At 55.1% G+C, this 19,384-nt stretch carries 21 protein-coding genes and 2 pseudogenes; 4 read left to right on the top strand and 19 right to left on the bottom strand.

Annotated elements, in window-relative coordinates:
* Positions 1-2: 2 nt before the first annotated feature.
* Positions 3-680, top strand: a complete 678-nt coding sequence (locus AB3G73_RS16925) for a hypothetical protein (RefSeq protein ID WP_007851767.1) — start codon at positions 3-5, stop codon at positions 678-680.
* Positions 681-713: 33 nt separating this feature from the next.
* On the opposite strand, the gene AB3G73_RS16920 is transcribed toward AB3G73_RS16925, so the two are convergent.
* The 19 genes and pseudogenes from AB3G73_RS16920 to AB3G73_RS16830 all read right to left on the bottom strand — a co-directional run bounded on the left by AB3G73_RS16920 (position 714) and on the right by AB3G73_RS16830 (position 17,100).
* Complete coding sequence (locus AB3G73_RS16920; RefSeq protein WP_367745251.1) at positions 714-2,675, bottom strand: DUF4116 domain-containing protein; 1,962 nt, start codon at positions 2,673-2,675, stop codon at positions 714-716.
* 63 nt (positions 2,676-2,738) lie between these two features.
* The gene (locus tag AB3G73_RS16915) at positions 2,739-3,182 is read right to left on the bottom strand and encodes a DUF3872 domain-containing protein (RefSeq protein ID WP_004295445.1); all 444 of its coding nucleotides are present in this window, start codon (positions 3,180-3,182) and stop codon (positions 2,739-2,741) included.
* Between the two features lie 13 nt (positions 3,183-3,195).
* Entirely contained in the window at positions 3,196-3,780 is a 585-nt protein-coding gene (locus AB3G73_RS16910; RefSeq protein WP_367745250.1) for a conjugal transfer protein TraO, read from the bottom strand.
* 1 nt (position 3,781) lies between these two features.
* Positions 3,782-4,702, bottom strand: a complete 921-nt coding sequence (gene traN, locus AB3G73_RS16905; protein ID WP_004303795.1) for a conjugative transposon protein TraN — start codon at positions 4,700-4,702, stop codon at positions 3,782-3,784.
* A 72-nt stretch (positions 4,703-4,774) separates the two neighbouring features.
* Complete coding sequence (traM, locus tag AB3G73_RS16900; RefSeq protein ID WP_367745249.1) at positions 4,775-6,055, bottom strand: conjugative transposon protein TraM; 1,281 nt, start codon at positions 6,053-6,055, stop codon at positions 4,775-4,777.
* Complete coding sequence (locus tag AB3G73_RS16895) at positions 6,030-6,329, bottom strand: TraL conjugative transposon family protein (protein ID WP_004319143.1); 300 nt, start codon at positions 6,327-6,329, stop codon at positions 6,030-6,032. The genes traM and AB3G73_RS16895 overlap by 26 nt, the downstream gene beginning before the upstream one ends.
* Positions 6,330-6,333: 4 nt before the next feature.
* A complete protein-coding gene (traK, locus tag AB3G73_RS16890; RefSeq protein ID WP_004295450.1) occupies positions 6,334-6,957 on the bottom strand; it encodes a conjugative transposon protein TraK in 624 nt (207 codons plus the stop codon).
* 11 nt (positions 6,958-6,968) lie between these two features.
* Entirely contained in the window at positions 6,969-8,048 is a 1,080-nt protein-coding gene (gene traJ / locus AB3G73_RS16885) for a conjugative transposon protein TraJ (protein ID WP_005681344.1), read from the bottom strand.
* 19 nt (positions 8,049-8,067) lie between these two features.
* Positions 8,068-8,688, bottom strand: a complete 621-nt coding sequence (locus AB3G73_RS16880) for a DUF4141 domain-containing protein (RefSeq protein ID WP_196245474.1) — start codon at positions 8,686-8,688, stop codon at positions 8,068-8,070.
* A 35-nt stretch (positions 8,689-8,723) separates the two neighbouring features.
* Positions 8,724-9,038 carry a DUF3876 domain-containing protein gene (locus AB3G73_RS16875; protein WP_004303798.1) on the bottom strand — a complete coding sequence of 105 codons (315 nt, stop codon included), beginning with the start codon at positions 9,036-9,038 and terminating at the stop codon, positions 8,724-8,726.
* 14 nt (positions 9,039-9,052) lie between these two features.
* A pseudogene (locus AB3G73_RS16870) lies at positions 9,053-10,630 on the bottom strand (TraG family conjugative transposon ATPase); the annotation flags it as partial.
* Between the two features lie 113 nt (positions 10,631-10,743).
* On the bottom strand, positions 10,744-12,405 hold the full coding sequence (ltrA, locus tag AB3G73_RS16865; protein WP_004319152.1) for a group II intron reverse transcriptase/maturase: 1,662 nt from the start codon (positions 12,403-12,405) through the stop codon (positions 10,744-10,746).
* Between the two features lie 601 nt (positions 12,406-13,006).
* Positions 13,007-13,927 (bottom strand): annotated as a pseudogene (locus AB3G73_RS16860) (TraG family conjugative transposon ATPase); the annotation flags it as partial.
* Positions 13,924-14,250, bottom strand: a complete 327-nt coding sequence (locus AB3G73_RS16855) for a DUF4133 domain-containing protein (protein WP_192920481.1) — start codon at positions 14,248-14,250, stop codon at positions 13,924-13,926. The pseudogene AB3G73_RS16860 and the gene AB3G73_RS16855, both read right to left, overlap by 4 nt.
* 20 nt (positions 14,251-14,270) lie before the next feature.
* Positions 14,271-14,573 carry a DUF4134 domain-containing protein gene (locus tag AB3G73_RS16850; RefSeq protein WP_004319158.1) on the bottom strand — a complete coding sequence of 101 codons (303 nt, stop codon included), beginning with the start codon at positions 14,571-14,573 and terminating at the stop codon, positions 14,271-14,273.
* Between the two features lie 145 nt (positions 14,574-14,718).
* Entirely contained in the window at positions 14,719-15,459 is a 741-nt protein-coding gene (locus tag AB3G73_RS16845) for a hypothetical protein (RefSeq protein ID WP_004303801.1), read from the bottom strand.
* Positions 15,456-15,875, bottom strand: coding sequence for a DUF3408 domain-containing protein (locus AB3G73_RS16840; protein WP_004303802.1), 420 nt, complete (start codon positions 15,873-15,875; stop codon positions 15,456-15,458). The genes AB3G73_RS16845 and AB3G73_RS16840 overlap by 4 nt, the downstream gene beginning before the upstream one ends.
* A gap of 43 nt (positions 15,876-15,918) precedes the next feature.
* Entirely contained in the window at positions 15,919-16,341 is a 423-nt protein-coding gene (locus AB3G73_RS16835) for a DUF3408 domain-containing protein (RefSeq protein ID WP_004319163.1), read from the bottom strand.
* Between the two features lie 6 nt (positions 16,342-16,347).
* Positions 16,348-17,100, bottom strand: coding sequence for a ParA family protein (locus tag AB3G73_RS16830; protein ID WP_015547221.1), 753 nt, complete (start codon positions 17,098-17,100; stop codon positions 16,348-16,350).
* A 70-nt stretch (positions 17,101-17,170) separates the two neighbouring features.
* On the opposite strand from AB3G73_RS16830, the gene AB3G73_RS16825 reads away from it, so the two are divergent.
* From AB3G73_RS16825 to mobB, 3 genes are all read left to right on the top strand, one after another.
* Positions 17,171-17,413, top strand: a complete 243-nt coding sequence (locus tag AB3G73_RS16825) for a hypothetical protein (RefSeq protein WP_004295461.1) — start codon at positions 17,171-17,173, stop codon at positions 17,411-17,413.
* A gap of 390 nt (positions 17,414-17,803) precedes the next feature.
* Positions 17,804-18,226, top strand: a complete 423-nt coding sequence (gene mobA, locus AB3G73_RS16820) for a conjugal transfer protein MobA (protein WP_004295462.1) — start codon at positions 17,804-17,806, stop codon at positions 18,224-18,226.
* Positions 18,220-19,365 (top strand): conjugal transfer protein MobB, encoded by a 1,146-nt coding sequence (gene mobB, locus AB3G73_RS16815; protein WP_151927789.1) that lies wholly within the window; start codon positions 18,220-18,222, stop codon positions 19,363-19,365. Before mobA ends, mobB begins: the two co-directional genes overlap by 7 nt.
* Positions 19,366-19,384: the final 19 nt, after the last annotated feature.

Here is a 19,384-nt window from a genome sequence, read left to right as displayed (position 1 = left end):
ATATGAGTGAGGAACGAAATTCAAACGATGTAGAGGATAAAATCTCTATTAAAGAAATACATGAAACTTTTTGGCGTTGTAGAGATTTTGAATTATCCCATTTATGGCAAAGATCAATATTTCTTTCAGCTTTCTTGATCTTATGTTTTACGGGATATGGTAGTTTGCTAATAACTATGCTTGAAAAGGCGTCGTTATTTGCATATGCAAATTTGTTAGCATTTTCAATAGGAGTTATAGGAATTATTTTTTCATGTTTATGGATAATGATGGGAAAAGGTTCTAAAGCGTGGTATGAAAGATATGAGAATGCTATTTGTGCTTTTGAGAGAAAATCCCAGTATATGACACCTAAAGCTTCTCATATAGGAGGGTTTCATTACCAAAACATACAAGGATATGAACTTCCTCAAATTCAAAAATCCTTTTTCAAGGGAAATGGAGGCGCCTATTCTCCTTCTAAAATAAACATTGCCATTGGGCAAATCACTTTGTGTTTATGGAGTATTATTGTATTATTTCACGGGGCAGTGGCTATTTGGGGGAAGGATATTATTTCATTAAAGGCATTTACTTATATAATCTTGATAGGAGGAAGTATTGTTATTTTATTATTCTTTTGTGCTGTTTTTTATCGGAAAATATATTGGCTACATAGTAAAACCTTAAATAACGAATAAGCGATAGAAAAATCTATCGCTTATTCATTTTATTTAGGAGATTTTTCTTTTCCCTTTTTTCGCTGATTTAGGAGAAATACGTGTAGACATGATATTTTTCTTCCGCTGCGGCTCTACGATCCGCAGTTTGAGTTTCTCCGCCTTGCGGTCGTAACGCACCTCGCAGCAGTCGATCTCACCCACAACCGACGTCCACACGTTGTTCACACGCACCGCGCCGCCCGAGTAGAGGGTCTTGTATTGTTCGTATTCGAGCGGCTGCCGCAATTTCGCGTCCACCTGACGGTGGAACGAATAGATATTACGTCCCTTCGCTATCTCGTCGGGAACGTAAACCCGCAACTCGGGATGGGCGGCCTCGGCATAGAGGCACAGATCCGACGTGCGAAGCTCCCTCGGAACCCACTGGATCATCCTCGGGTCGCCCCGCACGGCCGTATCGGCCACGAGCGGCGTGATGGCCGTGCGGGGAATGTCGTACAGCACCCCCGCATCCTTGCGAACGGCCTCCAACGCCACCTCCTCCGTTACAAGCCGGCGGTTCAGGTGCAGGATACTCATCAACCGGTGTATCTTCTGCGGGTCGTCCTGCTCGCGGAAAACCTGCAAGACCAGGGCGGGGTCGCTCAACGCGCTGATAACCGAGAAATCGGTTTTGTCCTTCCCGTAGGTACGCTCGAAAGCCTCCCGGCTCATTTCCGGCGTCCGGGCTTCGCGGGGGACGCCTTTCAGGTTTTGCGGGTTCTCCCGCACCAGGCTCATGTATAGATCCGGGCTTTTCATGCTCTCGGGCAGGTGGGCGATGGCATAGGGACTGCGCCGTATGGCCTCCATGCACAACTCCGGCGTTTTCCACTTCTCGGGGACATATTGCAGGTAGCTCCCGTCGTGCCCGACGGCCCGGCGGCACATCTCCTCGTTCTTGGCGTGATCGGGAAGGTTGTAGAACAGCTCCGGCTCCAGGGCGAAAATTTCCCGGGCCACCCTCGGCGTGAGGAACCAGGGGTTCATGTTCTCCAAAAAATCGAAGGTCTTATCGTAATTCGTGCAATAGAACCCCAACACTTTCAGGTGTATCTCCTCGAAGGGGATATAGCGGAGGACACGCAGGTCGTCGGTACGGGCCAACGCCCGGTTGCAGACCTCCGGCGTGAGCTGTTCGGGGTTGAAAAAGCGGATGGCCAGGGGATCGCGCTCCAGCGCCATCCCGCACAGACGGTCGGTTTTCAGATGTTTCGGAACGTACTCCAGTGCCAGGTAGTTCGAGGACACGGCGGCCTCGCAGACCCGTTCCGTGCGTAATTCCTCCGGCACTTCATGGAGCAGGATGCCGTCCCCGCTGACGGCACGCAGGCAGACTGCCTCCGTGCGCAGTTCCACCGGCACGAGCGAAAGGCAGGACGCGTCCATCCCCACGCCGTGAAGAGCCAGCTCCCCGGTCATGACCTCCGGGGCAATGGAGGCGAAAATCTCGAACTTGTCCACGAACGACATCCCGAATTTTTTCAGCCCTTCCAGGCATATATCGGGATACGGAATGTAAGGGAGTATCTTGTAATCGGCACTGTCCACCGCTTTCAACGCCGCACGGCATATTTGCGGCGTCCTCAATTCCCCGGGAACGGCCTCCAGCACCAGGCCGTTGCGCTTCACGGCCGCCATGCACAGTTCGGGGGTCTTCAACCCCTCCGGAACGTAATACAGCGCGTAGCTGTTGCTATCGACGGCGGCACGGCACATTTTCGGTGTCTTCAGACGGTCAGGGACGAATTTCAGTGTTTCGCCCCGGTGGCCGGCCGCGGCAAGACAAAGTTCCGGCGTTTTCATCGCTTCGGGAACGAACTCGATGTTGAAAGCCGATTTCTTGATGGCGAAACGGCAGACCTCCGCCGTTTTCCGATCCTCGGGCAGCGTCTCGAAAAGGTTCTCGCGCCACGGGTTCTCGTACACCCCCGTATCGAGATAGGCTATATCTATTCTCTCTTGCTCTGTCATGGTTTTCAGTATTTATGGAAAGCGCCCGGGTGACGGGCGCTTCTCTTGGTTAGACATATTCCGTTATCGTTCCGTTTCCTCCGTCCCGTTCTCGCTCTGGAACGTGAAGGAGGTCTTCACGACCTGACCCGTGTTGTCCTCGACATAGACGTCGATGGTCTGCTGGTCATCGCTGCGCGATGTGTAATAGAGGCGGAACACCTCACGGTCGAGCGGATAGCGGTCGTTGGGCAGGAACACCGTACCGTCGTCCATCCTCAACTCACCGCGCCCGTCGGGCTGGAAATAGCGGATCGTGTAACGCGCGCCGTCATATCTCCCCTCCCGCACGAGCGTGCAGCGGATTTCAGCGGTTTCACCAACGGAGATTCGCTTCTGAACGGGCATCGTTTCCAGAGAGAACGTGTACGCCTGCTGTATATCCAGCCCGTTGTCGCAGGATGCGCATAAAAGACCCAGGGCGGCGATCCAGACCGCCAGGGCCAATATCTTTTTCATCTTTTTCATGTCGCTTGCAAGTTTAATGGATTATGAATTTCACGCCCAGGCCGAACTGCGCGTGGAAATGTCCCGTTGTAGTGCCCCATAGGATACGCTCACGCCCCGTCAGCGAGAGGATAATCCTGTCGGTCAGGTACGCATCGACCTCCAGCGTGACGGCCCCGCCATAGAGGAAACGGTCGCGGTGGCGGAGCGTAGAGCCGTCATAGAGCCGCCTCTCGCCCCGGTTCACGCTCTCGTAACCGGCCAGCGCCGAGCCGCCGAGGTAGAAGAAAAAAGTCCTGGACGGGTCGGCGAGGAACTTGTAATAGTAATCGCCCTCGGCCGTGAACTGCGCCACAGGGATACGTTCCGACTTGTAGGGGTAATAACGGTTCAGGAACTCCGCGCCGAACACCCACTTGTCGGCATTCTTCGCGTAGCGGCTCATGGCCAGCCCGAACCAGTAGCCCGTTTCGCTGCGGCTGTCCCGGGTATAGAAGCCGTCGGCCATGCCTCCCCGTATTTCCAGCCCGCGCATGGCGGGCAGGGCACGCTGGGCGTGCGCCCCGTCCGAAAGGAGGAGGCATAACCCCAGCGTGAGAATGAATATCGCCCGTTTCATATCACTTTACCTTTAACTCGTTGATAACACGTGCGCGCACCAGGTCGGCATTCTCCACCGTGAAAGTCTGGTGTCGCCCGCCCTGCTGCTCGTGCAGTTCCACGACCAGCTGCTTGTCGTCGGCCAGCGTGAACTTCGGGAGCGTGAAGACCATGCGCTCGGTACGCTTGCCGCCGATGACCTGCACGTTGTTGTACGCACGCACGGGCCATACGACCTGCTCCTGGATGGCCGTGCGTTTGGCCACCTTCTTGTCCGTAATCTTGAACGTCAGGTAGTCCACGTTGAAAGGCACGTTGGAGGAGTTTTTCAGTTGGAGGTGGAAATAAAGCAGGTCGTTATGCACGTAGATACCTTTGAGGAGGTATTGTACCCCGAAACGCTTGCAACCGATATGCTTGATCTCGCGGCGGTCATTCTTGTAAATGGACTGCATGATCAGTTTGACCAGCAGCGGAGATTCGCATCCCAACTCCTGCAAATAGATGTCCAGCGCGTTATTGGGGCGGTTTACCGCCTCCCCGTCATGCAGGAAGTCCGCCATCTCGACCGACAGTTTCACCGGCTCGTCGGCATACTTGACATTGAAGCTGTAATAGGCCCCGTCCTCGGTAATGACCGAAAGGTTGCTCTCGCGCGAGAAATCACGCAGGGCCGCCTTTACACGCAGCACGTTTTCCGTGCCGTCGGCTTTCGCCGCCAGAAGATCCGAAGACCCCAGATCGACGTAACGGATGGCCGAGGGGAAAATCACATGCACGGTCTTGCTGAACGTCACCTCCAGCGCGTAGGGCGGGATAACCCGGTTGAAAGTCAGCGGACGGGTAAGACCGTCGTACAAATCGCCCGTGGAGGGCTTTTCCTGCGCGTGGGCAGCGAACATGCACCCGATAAAAGCGAGTGCCAGAAGAATCTTTTTCATACTCGATAAATTTTTGATTGTTGATAAAAATGGATTTTTTCAGTGGTGTACGGAAGTACGTCGTTTGTACCCTTATTGAAGGGGCGGGAGCAGCAGGACGCTGTAACCGGCCTTGAGCGTGACCTTGACCGAGCGCATCTTCTTGCTCACGTATTGCGATACGCCCTGGATGGCGCTGCGCCCCAGGTCGGAGAGCAGTTGCGAACCGGCATCGTCCGTGATCGTGATACTGCTGCCCATGCCCGCGCCCATATTGGCGGCGATCTCCTTCACGGCATTGAGTTCTTCCGACCCCGGCACGGGAATACCCTCGTTGCCGTTCGTGTCATAGACCGACAGATCGACCGGAACGACCGCCCCGCCGTGCTGGACAGCGCTGACCTTGACCGTCAGCCGTTCGCCGTTGATCCTCGCCGCCCCCGTTACGGGCGTACCCGAGGGGATGAGCAGATCTCCCGCCACCATCGGTTCCAGCAGCCGGAAAGTAACCTCCCCGCCATCGGTGAGCGTCACGGTTTGCTGCACGGCGGCACGGATACTGTTGCGCTCGGGCTCGCGAAGGTCGCTCCCCACCGTGTTGAAACCCCAGTTCCGGGGCTTGACGAACTCACGGGCGAAGACCGAATCGGGCAGCGGGGCGGCGAGCAGCGACACGATGTTACGGCGCACCTGGCGCACGGGCTGCACGGAAGCCTTGCCGGAAACGGAGGTTTTCTGACGCGGGGCTTCAGGGGCCTGACCGCCGTTCATGTAGCGGGCGGCGATCTCGTAGGACTTCTCCAGCAGCGCCACCTGCTCCTCCTGGGCCGTTTTCTGCGCCTGCTGTTCTTCCAGGCGGCGTTCCAGTTCCTCGATGCGGGCCTGCATCTCGCGCTCTTCCCCCGTTTCACCGGCGGTGTCCTCGTAGAAACTGCCTAACTGGCGGTTGATGTCGGCATAGGCGGCACGGGAAGTCCGGAAAGCTCCCGACGAACCGCCGGCAGGGCCGGAAGACTTATCCGGCACGGCAGCGGGCATGACGGGCTCTTCCTCCTCGTCCTCCATCCCGAACGCGAAATCCTGCAAGGAGCGCATCTTTTCCCGCTCCCTGCGCCGCATCTCCTCCTGCACGTAGGCATCACGCTTGTCCGAGAGGATACCCTCCGATTCCGGGGTCGGCAGCTCCGTGTTGAAACCCGCCGAAGGCTCCTCCCGTTCTTTTTCGCCGGGGGAGAAGATCAGCCACATGCACCCGGCAAAGGCCAGGAAAAAGAGCGGGAAGACCACCATCTTCTTCCGCATCTGTATCTGCCGGGGCGTGAGTTCCTTTTTCCCCGCCTCCGGCCGTTTATTCTGTTTTTCGTTCGTCGTCATAATTGAAATCTTTTAGATGTTTTACACTGTCGGCCTCCTGCCGTTGTCTTAATTCCAGCTCCAGCCGCTCGATATGCCGTATCTGCATCCGTTCCCCGGCTCCCTTGCCGAAGCGGTAGATGGAAGACACGGTAAAGTAGAGCGACAAGACGGAAAAGAACAAGAGCAGCGTGAGGATCACGATAATCCGCTTATCGGGCGAGAGCGCCCCGCAAGCGCGGCGCAGGAGGTCTTCGACCCACTCCCCGAAAGCCTTTATTCTCTTCTTTGCCATAGCCTTATCTTTTTAATGTACGTAAATCGCGGTTCTCCAGAATCTCGAATTTCTCCATGATGAAACCCTGCGGGTTATTGTCCGAACGCCCCGAGTTGATCAGCTCGCAGCGCGTGACCAGCGAACGCTCGGTGATGTTGCTCTCGCGGACAATCATTTGCCGGGCATAGGTCATGGCCCGGTAGGGATAGGCGTTGAAGTCGCACACCACGGAGTCCACCTCGATACGCTGGCTGATGTTCCCCGACACCACACGGTTGTAGTAACCTTTCTCCTGCATGTCCTGGTAATAGGCGAAGGCACTCTTATCGACCAGGAACAGCGCGCGGTTGATGTTGCTTTCGATGGCCGCACGGTCGGGCGAGAGGGTAAAGAACAACTCGTGAAAACGCCGGATATGTTCGCGCGCCTCCACGGGGCGGTTCTGGCTCAAATCCTGCGAGAGCGCCAGCATCAGCGACTTGCCCCCGTCCAGGACGTAGATCTTCTCGCGCTGCTTTTCGGCGAAACGGAAGCTCGCGACCACGCTGAACACGGATACCAGCGCGCACAGGCAGAGGAACACGATACCGAAAAGCCGAATCTGCCTGAAACTTGTTTCGATGTTTTTTAATGACTTGAATTCCATTGTCCAAATTGTTATGAATGATTACTGTTACCTTGTGTTGCCAGGTTGCGCCCGTTGGGGGCACTGCCCGAAGCCGGGCCACCGCCGCCGTTACCGGAGGAGGAACCGCCACCGCCGCGACGCCCGAACGTGCGGCCGATCATGTTGCCGGCGATACCGCCCGCGACACCCGTGGCGAATGCCCCGGCCTTGTTGATACCGCCCATAGCCCCACCGGCTCCGCCCGACTGGATCACCCACTCGGCAACGGTGGGGATCGTGAAATAGCCTATGATACCTATAATCAAAAAGATAATATAGACACCGCTGCCGCTGTCGGGAATGTAGTTGGGGTCTTGCAGGGCCAGGACGTCCGCCTGGAGCATCAACGTCTGGATCTTGGCCAGCACCGCGGAGAACAGGTCGGCGATGGGAAGCCAAAGGTACACGCTGATATAGCGGGAAATCCAGCTCGCGAGCGTCGAGTGGAAGCCGTCGTAAATGGAGAGGGCGAACGACAAGGGCCCCAGAATCGACAGCACGACTAAAAAGAATGTCCGCAGCGTGTCGATGGTAAGCCCCGCGGCGTTGAACAACAACTCGAAGAAGTCCCGGACAAGCTGCCGGAAACCGGCCTTGATGTCGTACCACGTGCGTTCGGCCCACATGCTGATAATCTCGCCCAAGTCCGTGATACCCATATCCGCAAGCCGTTGTTCATACACCTCGTCGTCCACTAACCAAGCCTTGCCCTCGCGCCTGCGGGCCTCGGCTTCCAAATCGTCCTTCTGTTGCTGGTATGCCTGCAAATCCAACGTCTGCCCCTCCAGTATGGCGTGCGTGCCCTGCACCACGGGCGACATCACGGCGTTGATCGTCCCCAGAACCACGGTGGGAAAGAACATCACGCACAAGCCGATGGCGAAAGGCCGCAGGAGCGGGAACACGTCGATAGGCTCCGCGCTGGCCAGTGCCTTCCATACCCGGTAAGCCACGTAAAAGAGCGCACCCAGGCCGGCGATACCTTTCGCCACCCCGATCATGTCGCCGCATAGCGGCATCATCTCCTGGTACAGGTTCCGGAGAACCTGGTGTAAATTGTCGAAATCCATGACTGCCTCCGTTTTCAGGTTACCAATATCTGTCGTTCGGGTTCCCGTAAAGTGCCAGCACCCGGTGCGCGTCGCCCTTTTCGCGGCTGCGGATGAAGGACACGGAGATGGTCTTGCGCGTGTAATAGCGCGTGAGGTTGCGGTACTCCAGCATCTTCGTGTAAACCTGATCCACCACGTCCATCCGCTCCTTGTCCGAGAGCGAGAGGCCGTTGCCGCCGGTTATGACCGTCTTGAGTTCCGCCACCAGCGCACCGCCCTCCTCCAGCAACCGGGCGTAACCCGCCGAGATCGCCGCCAGCTCGTCCACCGTGAAGTTCGAGTCTGAAACCATACGGTTGAATCCCGAGGTGTAGATTTCCGTGATCTCGCTGACCATTTCGAGCGTCAGCTTCACCTTCCGGGCATCCTTGATGATGTTATGCACCGATTTGAGGGCGTCGTAGTAAGCCTTGCTCTGGTTATAAATCTTGATACTCTCTTGCAGCGACTTGACCATGTTGGTCGCCGTGGTCGAGCTTTGAACCGCGCTCTTGATGTTCTGAACGAGGTTCGACGGGTCGATGACCGTCCACTGCGCTTTTGCCTGGTACGTGAAGCAAAGAAGCCCCACGAACAGCGTTAAAATCAATCGTTTCATCCTTTTCATTATTTAATTCGTGAATACTTGGGCGGTCATTCCGACGCCCGGTAATAATCCCCGTAGGCGGAGAGCTGGAGCACCTCGCGCCCCGCATCGTAGGCCAGGGCGACATACCCGTAGAGGTCGAAGTAACGGATACCTCCCCAATACTTCCTCACGGGACGGGAGAAGCGTGTCCCGTCCTTGTAGGACACCTCCACGTAAAAACCGCCGCCCCGGCGTCCCGGGTTGCGGTAGATGCGAACCCGGGGAGAACCCGAGCGGCTTTCCCACTCGCCCGCCACCTCGTACAGCGCGAAGTCCAAACGCGCCGCCGTGGGGTCTGATCCGATACACTTGCGATACATGGCCTGCCCTCCCTTTAACGTTTGCCCTCGGCGAGCTGCCTGATCGCCAGTTCCATATCACCGCCCAGCTCGCCGGCAAGCCGCTGTACCTCCACTTTCTCCGTTTCCTCGGTCGTGTAGGCCAGGTACTCCGGGACGCTGACCTCCGTGGCATAGACCGCCGACTGAACGCCGCCCAGACCGATCCAGACCTCCTTGTATTTACGGGAAGGGTCGTTGGACTGGTTGATCGAGAGAATCTGCGCCTTCTCCTTGTCGGTCAGCCCCAACAAGGACTGAATCGCGTCGAAACGGTTCATGAACTTGCGCTGGTCGAGCAGGATCTTGCAGTCCGAGTTGTTGATGATCGCCTCCTTGACCACCGGGCTGGAAATGATGTCCTCGACCTCCTGCGTCACAACGATGGCCTCACCGTAGTATTTGCGGACGGTTTTATACATATAACGCAGATATTCAGCCATATTAGCCGTAGATAGCGCCTTCCAGGCCTCCTCGACGATGAGCTGTTTGCGTACCCCCTTGAGCCGTCTCATCTTGTTTATGAAAGCCTCCATGATGATGATGGTGACCACGGGAAAAAGCTCCTTGTTTTCCTTGATGGAATCCACCTCGAAGACCACGAAGCGCTTCGAGAGCAGGTCGATGTTGGCCCGGGAGTTCAGAAGGAAGTCGTAGCGTCCGCCCTTATAATACTGCCGCAGGGTGATGAGCATGTTGTCGATGTTGAAATCCTCGCGGCTGACCCGGATCTCCCGCTCCTCCAGCTCGCGGCGGTAGTCGTCCCGCAGGTACTCGTAGAAACTGTCGAAACACGGCACGATATTCCGGTCGGCGCGGATACGCTCGATATAGGCGTTCACGGCACTGCCCAGCTCGCCGCTCTCGGTCTTCGTGATCTTGTCGTCCTCGGTTTTCCAGAGTGTCAGCAGCAGCGTCTTGATGCTGTCCTTCTTCTCCACGTCGAAATAGTAGTCGTCGGTGTAGAACGGGTTGAAACTGATGGGATGTTCCTCGGTATAGGTAAAATACACGCCGTCCTCACCTTTGGTCTTACGCCGGATCAGCTCGCAAAGGCCCTGGTAGCTGTTACCGGTATCCACCAGCACGACATGCGTGCCCTGCTCCCAGTATTGGCGGACTAAATGATTCATAAAGAATGACTTGCCTGACCCCGAGCCGCCTAACACGAATTTATTCCTATTCGTAATGATCCCTTTTTTCATCGGTTCGTCCGAGATGTCCAGGTGCAGGGGCCTGCCGCTTACGCGGTCGCACAGCTTGATGCCGAAAGGGCTGGACGAGGATTTATAGTTGGTTTCCTCCGTGAAGAAACAGACCGCGGGCTCGATGAACGTGTAGAACGATTCCTCGGCGGGGAAATCCCCCGCGTTGCCCGGCATACCCGCCCAGTAGAGCGTGGCGGCGTCCACGGTGTTGTGGCGCGGGCGGCACTCCATCAGAGCGAGCTGGCTGCCCACATCATTGCGGATATGCCGGAGCTCCTGCACGTCGTCCGACCAAGCCAGCACGTTGAAATGGGCCCGGACGGATTGAAGACCGAACGAGTGCGCCTCGTTGAGATACTGGTCGATGTCGAGTAGGTCAGCCCCCTTACGGGAGCTTTCCCCTCTAAGAACCGTACGTGAGAGTTTCCCCTCATACGGCTCAAGCAATTCAAAACTTTTATTTGTAACTAAAAGCCGGCTCATAGTAACTTCCATTTATTTCTGTTAGTAATTCGGCTGCAATGGTCATGTATTAGGACTTTCGCCTTTCTACTGCTCCCTGTCATTTCAGTAATTTTCCAGGGAGTTTCCCGTGTGATGTGCTTGCCACACACAGGGCAACATTGCATTTGCTGATTCCACAGGCGATAGATATATTGCTTGCCGTCTAAGTGTGCAAGCATTCTTCGGGTCTTGTATTGATCGAAGAAATCTTTCCAATCGGCATCATATGGGTTGGCCTCACTGCGGATTTTGATATGTCGCTTTATTTTCGTATCCGACAATCTCACAAGAGTGTGGTATTTATCCACTTTCCTGTTTTCAAGCGGTACGGCAAAAGTCCAGCTTCTACCTCTTACAGTGTGATAATACTTGTTGGCAATCCATCGTTTACCTTTTTTGGGATGTCTTCTGCGAGACCATCGCCATAGTTTGTTGAAAATTTGTGCATCTGTTTTACGGAAAGTTTCCGATGCAGAACACCCCTTGTAGTAGTTCGCCCATCCTCTAATGACTGGGTTTAGCAATCGTATCAAAGATTGTTGCTTAGAAGACTTGTTCTTGTCCACTATTTCACGAACCTTATCTAAAAATCTCTTTCGACTCTTCTTGGATGGTTTTGTGATAAACTTGCCTTTATATTTTCTGATATTGAACCCAAGAAAATCAAACCCTTCTTCTATATGAGTTATCTTAGTCTTTTCTTCTGATAAGGTAAGCCCTCTTGCTTGAAGAAACTCAATGACTAATGGTTTAACATGGTTCTCCAACAACTCCTTACTCTCTCCTGTGATAATAAAATCATCCGCGTAGCGAACAAGATTTATCATAGGAGTATAGTAATTTTTCTTCGAGCGGTTTATCGGAAAGCTATCGGCAAGCAGTTTTTCCAGTCCGTCCAAAGTCATATTTGCAAGAGTTGGGGAGATGATGCCGCCTTGAGGAGTTCCCTCCTCTGTCGGAAAAAGTTGCTTGTTGAAAATAAATCCACTTTTCAACCATTTACGGAGCAAAACTTTATCCATAGGGATATTGTCAAGCAACCATTCATGACTGATATGGTCGAAACAACCTTTGATATCACCTTCTAAGATCCATTGTGGGGATGTCGTCCTTGCCAGGTCATTGAAGCATTGTTGAACGGCATCTGCCGTGCTCCTTTCTTTTCTGAAACCATAAGAATTGGCATCAGCCGTTGTTTCAGCTACGGGAGCCAGTGCCATCAGATACAATGCCTGCATAGCCCGGTCTTTCATAGTTGGTATACCCAATGGTCTTAATTTCCCGTTACTCTTTCTGATATGTACTCGTCTCAGAGGTTGGGGTGTATAACCTCTCCTTTTCAGTTCGGTTATTGCACACACTTTAGCATCTGGCGTTTTCCATGTTACCATATCGACGCCAGCCGTTTTACTCCCATTATTGGAAGTTACACGTCTTACCGCTAATGCTTTAGCGTAAAACGAGTGGGTCAGTGTCCACTGCAAGGCTTTGACCTTGTTGTGGCGACCCTCTTTTTGAGCCTTTACAATACGCGCTTGTAGCTTTTGAACCGCAGCTTCGCATTTGAGCCAATTTATACTGTCCCATTTGCTCTGCGTTTGGTCAGTCGATGCACACGATTTTTTAATTTCGTTCATTTGCTTTTCTCCTTTTAAAAGTTCTAAAAGTTTCTTGTAAAGAATCACCTACCGCAGAAGTCAGCCTGCTTTCGCAGCGGGATGATGTTTCAATCCCTATTCACCCCATTACAGGGTGGCATTCGCTTTTTCTGCAATCCTATACCCGCACTCCATTCGGCATTCCTTACGGTCTGCTTACCTGTCATTGGCAGGAGAAATACGGGCTTACTACGTTCCGTGCAAGTAACTTATAAGTGGGTTAGGTTCTGTCTATTACACCGGCAGTACTCTGTTCGTGTATTCCCAGAATGGAGAGGAATAACCGACTGCTTCCCTTTTGGGCTGAAGCCTATCAGTATCTTTGGCTTCTTCAACCTTACGACGTTTAGACGACAGTTCGCTTACGCTAACCATACCACCCAAGCCAAGCTCCCTGACTGTATGATACTAACAGCCATTGTCTTTCCCTCACGGTTCTGACTGCTCCTTTCGGAAGGGCTACCTTGTCTGGACAGCTTTGATACAGTATATTACTATTGGTGCATCTGTCCATAGGCTACCGTTGACGAAACAACGGGTTAAATCTAAGTTTAACAATTACTTACACAGCGACGTATCGCACCCACTCCTTGTTTATCTGGTTCCCGCGGGAGTAGCGGGAAAGGGACTGCATGTTACGCGCACGTTTCTCGAACATACGCAGGTTTTCGTCGCTGTCTTCCAGGAACACGTACTGGTTGTAAAGGTGGTCGCAGGAAAGCAGAAGCCCCACGGGGGCCGCGAACGAGAGCAGGCAGTCCGAACGGTCGGTGGAAAGACGCTCGTAACGGGTGTCCGTACCCACGCGCCCCGGCAGGTCTTCCGTGTCCGAGAGCGTGTGCAGGCACACCCGTTTGTTGCCCACGCGCAGAACCTCGGCCCCCAGCTCGATGTCCTGAAGAGAAGTCGTCTCCGAGAGCGAGAGGGAAAAGTACCGTTCCAGCAGGCCCGGACAATCCGCCGTACCCGTGATCTCGTCCCCCGTGAGGCGGACAAGGGTCAGGAAACCCGAATCGTTCAGAATACGCTCGAACTGTTCCGCCGCCTCCAGGAATTTTGTCGCCGATTCCCGGTTTACCTCTTTGGGAATGATGTTGCCCCGGCAGAGGGTCGAGAAGTCTGAACGCATGTGCATACGCTCCCTCGTCGTTTTCGTCAGGTAGAGGAAGCAGGCGTGGGTCAGGAACGGACGCTCGTTGAAATGCCGCTCGTAACTGCGGGAGAGGAAACTCATGTCCCCCTCGCCCGTGGCCGGGCGGTAACGCTCGCGGATGAACCAGTCCTGCTTGTGTACCACGCTGTATTCGGGCAAGACCTTCAGGGCCTTGCACCAGGCGGCGTGGATCGCCTCGTACTCGGCGGACGTGACGGTGAACAGCTCCGGGAGTTCGACCCGATAGACGACCGTTATGTCCGCGTCCTTGCTGATGATACAACCGCCTTCCACGGCCAGGAGCGGGAACTTGCTTTCCAGCGTGGTGGCTTTCAAGATGTTTCTCATACGCGGCCCCCCTTTCTTTTCAGCAACCGGCGCAGGAACTTGCGGTTGAGCAGGTAGCGGGGATGCCGGCGCGCGGCGAGCAGCTTCATCAGCCCGTGTTCCCCGTAACGGGCGTTCAGGCGGAAGGTAAGCCAGACCAGCACCGAAGCCGCCGCAACGCCGAAAGCGATACATACCCACTGATCGACCCCTGCCATGTAGAGGATGACGAACACCACGAAGACGGCCAGCAGGCCGCCCGCGAAGATAAAGAGGTACTGCGCCTTCAGGCCCCGGAACTCCACGCTCTTGCCGATTCCCTTGTTGATTCCATATTCCATAATTATTTGCATGACAGGTTGGACTACAAGAAGAAAGAGCGTAGGATCGTCGCGGCGACAATCAGGAAAATACACGCGCCGAACCAGCTCGCGGCGGTCTTCGACGTGTCGGGGTCGCCGCTCGAAAACTTGTTATAGACCTTGATGCCCCCGATAAGGCCGACCACAGCCCCCACAGCGTACACGAGTTTCGTGCCGGGGTCGAAGTAACTGGTTACCATGTTGGTAGCCTCCGTAATGCCGGCGATGCCGTTGCCCTGCGCGAAAGCGGAGGAGATGGCGGCAAAGAGAAATGCCGCCGGAAGAAGAATCTTGTTCTTTCTCATAACTCGATAATGTTTGAATTGTGGCGCGGGGATGGATAGGCCCCGCACCGGGTTAAACTTCTTGATTCGGATTTTTTCAGTGGTTCGAGGATAGCCTCACGCGCTACCCGTAGTCTTTTTCTTTCATCGTGATGTCATTATGGGGTTAAACAAACTCACGGACGTCGAAACCCGTGGGAACCGAACCCTGCGGAGATGGGCTTTCCGCAGACCTCTCGGACATACGCCGGTGAAAGGCCGAGAGGTAGGTGTCGATCAGGGATTTTACCCTGTCGTTCCCGTCGGGGCGGCCCGAAACGATGACCTCGAACATGTCGGTCTGTTTCAGGCCCAGGAGGACACGTCCCGTTTCCTCCCTTTGCTCGTCTGTTGAAGGTGGATCGTGTACCACGTGGCGGTAGGCTTCGCCCATCTGTTCAAAACTAACCCCCTGGGCAAGCGAGCGGCCCAAAAGGGGCAGCTCTTCGGTGTCGTCTTCATCCTCGTCATAATCCGGCTCCTCCGCGTCCGCATCCGGGAAAGATTCATCGTACAGCGGAAAGTCGATTTCCAGAGGTTCGTTAGGCTCCCCCTCGGGAGCGACACCGAACACTTCATCCAGGTCTTCCGGCGGAATCTGCCGGGGGTGTTCGGGTACATTCGTGGGCACAAATATATCGGCTTTTTCCGTAACTTTTTCAGTTTCAGATTCTACGGCAGCTTGTGGCCGGGAGTGGCGCGGGTCGAGGACAAAGCGGCTCCTGCCGATGATCTCCTGCCGGCAGGGCGTGTCTTCGGCAACGATCCCGTCTGCCGGTTCGTTACGTTCCATCCGCCGCAGGCGGAAAAACGCCCACAAGGCATACCCCACGGCAAAGAGGGGCAGCAGCCACAACGCCCCGTTCATCGCTCCTCCGCTTTGGGTTGCAGGGAGGCCACGGCCTCACGCTCCTCGAAAAGCCGCTCGATGGTTTCCCGGTTATCGTCCAGGTGCGCCTTGAGAACCTTGTCCACGTAGGCCGTGATCGTCACGTCGCCACGACCGATGACACGGGTGATCTCGCGGATACGCTCGTGATACGACGGACGTATCTTCACGTGCTTGTTACCGGCGAAAGGCAGCCGCAGCAGGCAGATGTAACGGGCCAGGTACTCGGCCTCGGGGGTGGGGACAGTCCCCACGGCGACCTCCCCCGAAGGGCCGTCGGGGACGATAAGGGTTTTCATCCTGCGCCGGTAGCGGCACACGCGGAAGATGAAGGGCACGGCGACGCAAAGGACGGCCGCCAGGATAACAGATAAAATAATTGCTTTGTCTGACATGATGGATTGTTTTTAATGGATTGTAAAAATATTGGGTTCATAACTAAAAAATATCGGAGTTCCGTTTCTTGTAGAGTTCCGAAATTTCCTCCTGATAGGTCGCGAAATGCTGCTCCAGCACATTGTCCAGGTAGCTATACAGCGAGAGTTCGTTCTTACCGATAACCTGCACTATCCGGGTTATACGCTCGTGAAACTCCTTGCGGATATACACCGTTTTGCCGCTTCGGGTATTGGAGGGGGCGTTCCGGATAAAAAGACGCTCGTAATCCTGGCCTTTCCCTCTTCGGCGGCGTCCCTCCTCTTTCGTAGCCGGCGAGGCGGCGGCCTCGCCGGACGGTTCCGATAGAGCCGATGCCTCCTCCTCTTTTTCCGGCGTGTAAGGATGTAATGGCCGGTTTCGGCTTTTGGCCTGGCTGATGATGAAGGAAGCGTCCAAACCGTCGTCATGTTCTTTTCCGCTCATAAGATTCTACTTTAACAGTTCGATCAATTCATCCACGAGTTTATCCAGGTTGCTGCCCCGGATCAAAGAACGGTCTGCCGGGAAGAGCGTGGAGCGGAAGACAGAGCGACGGCTGGCGTTCTGCTCACGACGAAAACGCTTGGTGTCAGGCAGGAAGGTCTTCAGGACAGGAAGCTCCAACTCTTTCATTACCGCCTCGTAAACCTGATATAACTCTGTCTTTTCACGTCCGTCCACCATGTTCCATAGCATATACAGCCCTTTCATCCGGGACTTCTCGCGGCCCATGATATGCTCCTTTACCACAACCGCGTAATTCAGGGTGCTTTCCATGACAACCCGGTCGGCACTGATCGGGGCGACGAGATAATCCATTCCGGCCAGGGAATGAATCAGATCCTCGTTATTGATCGTACCGGGAAGGTCGAAGAACACATAATCGAAATCACCTTGCGGCAGGAGGTAGTCGGCATCGGCCAACGCCTCTTTCGTGTTGCTTTCCACGACAGGATAGGCTTTCTTTTGAAGCCGGGTGAATTGTTCGTAAGCTAACCTCTTGTAATGTTCGTCTTCGAGGGCAAGCTTCAGGTCACGTTCCCGCATCTCCACGATGGAGTGTTGGGGATAATCGCAGTCGATGACCGCGACATTGAAACCCTTTACATAGTGCAGGTAAGAGGCTGCCAGCACCGTGAGGGTGGTTTTGCCCGCTCCGCCTTTCTGGGTGGAGAAGGCCACGAATTTCGTTTTCTCTTTCATTGTTCCATGCGTTTTTAGTTATACAATCGGGTAATCGTTCATCTCTTCACGTATCCGGGCAAGTGACGGCATGAGATTTTATGCAGGTATGCCGGCACGCATATATGCTGGTGCGCTGGCAGGCTGTTACGCCGGTATGCCGGTGCATGGGCGCGTGTCCGATTTTATACTCATGCGCAACCGCATTTGCTTATCCGGACAAAGACCCGCTTTTTCCTCTGCACACGATGTTTTCTGCATCCGTCCGCACGTGTGCGGACAGGGGGATGTGTCATTGCCCGTATCCGTTCTCACGTGCAAAGTAAACCCTTAAAAACACGGGTTGTATGCTCTTTTTCCGCTATGGCCGCGTGTGGCGTTAAAGTGGACGCAAGTGGCGTAATCGCTTATGGCACAAGTGATTGAATAGGTCGGTATCTTTGCCTCGTGAACGATCCCGACGCTAATGAAGCCGTCCTTGCCCCGTTTTACGGCGGCTCTTTCAATGTTCTGTCCGCGAGCGGGCAGAAAGTATTTGCAAAGGGCAAATAGCAAGCTGTGTTTTCTGCTGCACGATTCTCGTTTTGCAGCAGAAAACAGCTTGCCCGCAAGGGGGAGAAAGCACCTCCGGAGTCGGTGCTTTTCAGAAGGGCGGCAAACCGCGAAGGGATCGGAATTTTCAGGAACCGGTGGGGCCCTGGCCTCTCCTTAAAATTTCGATGCGATGGAAAAGAACAGAAAGCCCCGAGGGGGCAAAGGGGGACGACCCGCGAAAAACGACCCGGCCGTTTACCGCTTTTCGGTAAACTTTTCAGCCGTGGAACATGCCCGTTTCCTCGACCTTTACGAGCAGTCCGGGCTATTGTCCAAAGCCGCTTTTATCAAAGCGAGAGTGTTCAACGAGGCGTTCCGGGTGGTAAAGACCGACCGGGGAACGCTCGAATACGTGGCGAAGCTGACCGCTTTCCACGCCCAATTCCGTGCCGTGGGAACGAATTACAACCAGGTGGTGAAGGAGCTGCACGCGCATTTTTCCGAGAAGAAAACACTCGCGCTGCTCTATAAACTGGAGAGAGCGACACGTGAACTGGCGGCCGTCGGGCAGCAGGTCGTGTCGCTCTCCGAAGAGTTCAAACAGCGATGGTAGCCAATATCACCACCGGGAAAGACGTGTACGGCGCGCTGGCGTACAACCAGGAGAAAGTCGATCGGGGCGACGGGAAGGTACTGCTGACCCACATCGTGAGGGAGCCGGCGGATGGGCGCTTCAACGTGGCCGCGACGGCAGAAGACCTCCTGCGCTGGATGCCCTCGCACTACCGGACGGAAAAACCCGTCGTGCACGTATCGCTCAACCCGGCTCCCGAAGACCGCCTCGACGACGGGCAACTCGCGGAGATAGCCGGGGCCTACATGGAGCGCATGGGCTGGGGAGGACAACCTTATATCGTATTCAAGCATACCGACATCGGACGGGAGCATATCCATATCGTGTCGGTGCAGGTGGCCCAGGACGGGCGCAAGATAAACGACAGCAGGCGCAACGAACGCAGCGTGGCCGTTACCGAGGAACTGGAACGGGAGTACGGACTGCATCCCGCCAAAGGGAGAAGGCGGGAGAAAGGGCAAGGGATCGTCCCCGCCGATTACACGCGGGGCGACCTGAAACGCCAGGTGGCAGCGGTAATAAAACCGGCCGTGGCGACATACCGCTTCCAGACCCTCGGCGAGTTCCGGGCATTGCTGTCCTTATATAATATAGGTATAGAGGAAGTCCGGGGAGAGCGGAACGGAACCCCCTACCGGGGATTGCTCTACACGCTGCTGGACGAGAACGGGGACAAGGCAGTGGCCGCGCCGCTCAAATCCTCACTGTTCGGTAAAGAGGTCGGGTATGACGGGCTGGAACGGCACATGGAGCGCAGCGCCGAACGGTTCGGGAAGGACGACACGAGGAGGCAAATCCGTGGCCGGGTCGATAAAGCGCTTCGGGGAGAACCCTCGGAGGAAGAACTGCGCGAACGCCTGCGGGGAGCCCGGGTGGATCTCTACATACGACGCAACGAAAACGGCCGCATCGTGGGTGTGACGTTCATTGACCACGAAACACGGACGGTCGTGAACGGATCACGGCTGGGAAAGGCATACTCGGCCAACGCCTTCGAGCTGCGCTTCGGCGGGAAACGGAATCCCGGGGAAAACACGAGGGACTTGTCCCCGAAACAAGCGCCTGCCGGACGGGATGGGCAACGGAAGCGGAATACCTCACGACGGAGGAAAGTATAACATCTCAATTATCATTCAT

This window comes from Bacteroides sp. L008, assembly GCF_040812255.1.
GTDB lineage: Bacteria > Bacteroidota > Bacteroidia > Bacteroidales > Bacteroidaceae > Bacteroides > Bacteroides vicugnae.
This window is presented reverse-complemented; position numbering and strand designations above follow the sequence as displayed.

Coding starts and splice junctions, on each gene's coding strand:
- AB3G73_RS16925 (WP_007851767.1), top strand. CDS start 3: ATGAGTGAGGAACGAAATTCAAACGATGTAGAGGATAAAATCTCTATT.
- AB3G73_RS16920 (WP_367745251.1), bottom strand. CDS start 2,675: ATGACAGAGCAAGAGAGAATAGATATAGCCTATCTCGATACGGGGGTG.
- AB3G73_RS16915 (WP_004295445.1), bottom strand. CDS start 3,182: ATGAAAAAGATGAAAAAGATATTGGCCCTGGCGGTCTGGATCGCCGCC.
- AB3G73_RS16910 (WP_367745250.1), bottom strand. CDS start 3,780: ATGAAACGGGCGATATTCATTCTCACGCTGGGGTTATGCCTCCTCCTT.
- traN (WP_004303795.1), bottom strand. CDS start 4,702: ATGAAAAAGATTCTTCTGGCACTCGCTTTTATCGGGTGCATGTTCGCT.
- traM (WP_367745249.1), bottom strand. CDS start 6,055: ATGACGACGAACGAAAAACAGAATAAACGGCCGGAGGCGGGGAAAAAG.
- AB3G73_RS16895 (WP_004319143.1), bottom strand. CDS start 6,329: ATGGCAAAGAAGAGAATAAAGGCTTTCGGGGAGTGGGTCGAAGACCTC.
- traK (WP_004295450.1), bottom strand. CDS start 6,957: ATGGAATTCAAGTCATTAAAAAACATCGAAACAAGTTTCAGGCAGATT.
- traJ (WP_005681344.1), bottom strand. CDS start 8,048: ATGGATTTCGACAATTTACACCAGGTTCTCCGGAACCTGTACCAGGAG.
- AB3G73_RS16880 (WP_196245474.1), bottom strand. CDS start 8,688: ATGAAACGATTGATTTTAACGCTGTTCGTGGGGCTTCTTTGCTTCACG.
- AB3G73_RS16875 (WP_004303798.1), bottom strand. CDS start 9,038: ATGTATCGCAAGTGTATCGGATCAGACCCCACGGCGGCGCGTTTGGAC.
- ltrA (WP_004319152.1), bottom strand. CDS start 12,405: ATGAACGAAATTAAAAAATCGTGTGCATCGACTGACCAAACGCAGAGC.
- AB3G73_RS16850 (WP_004319158.1), bottom strand. CDS start 14,573: ATGAGAAAGAACAAGATTCTTCTTCCGGCGGCATTTCTCTTTGCCGCC.
- AB3G73_RS16845 (WP_004303801.1), bottom strand. CDS start 15,459: ATGAACGGGGCGTTGTGGCTGCTGCCCCTCTTTGCCGTGGGGTATGCC.
- AB3G73_RS16840 (WP_004303802.1), bottom strand. CDS start 15,875: ATGTCAGACAAAGCAATTATTTTATCTGTTATCCTGGCGGCCGTCCTT.
- AB3G73_RS16835 (WP_004319163.1), bottom strand. CDS start 16,341: ATGAGCGGAAAAGAACATGACGACGGTTTGGACGCTTCCTTCATCATC.
- AB3G73_RS16830 (WP_015547221.1), bottom strand. CDS start 17,100: ATGAAAGAGAAAACGAAATTCGTGGCCTTCTCCACCCAGAAAGGCGGA.
- AB3G73_RS16825 (WP_004295461.1), top strand. CDS start 17,171: ATGAGATTTTATGCAGGTATGCCGGCACGCATATATGCTGGTGCGCTG.
- mobA (WP_004295462.1), top strand. CDS start 17,804: ATGGAAAAGAACAGAAAGCCCCGAGGGGGCAAAGGGGGACGACCCGCG.
- mobB (WP_151927789.1), top strand. CDS start 18,220: ATGGTAGCCAATATCACCACCGGGAAAGACGTGTACGGCGCGCTGGCG.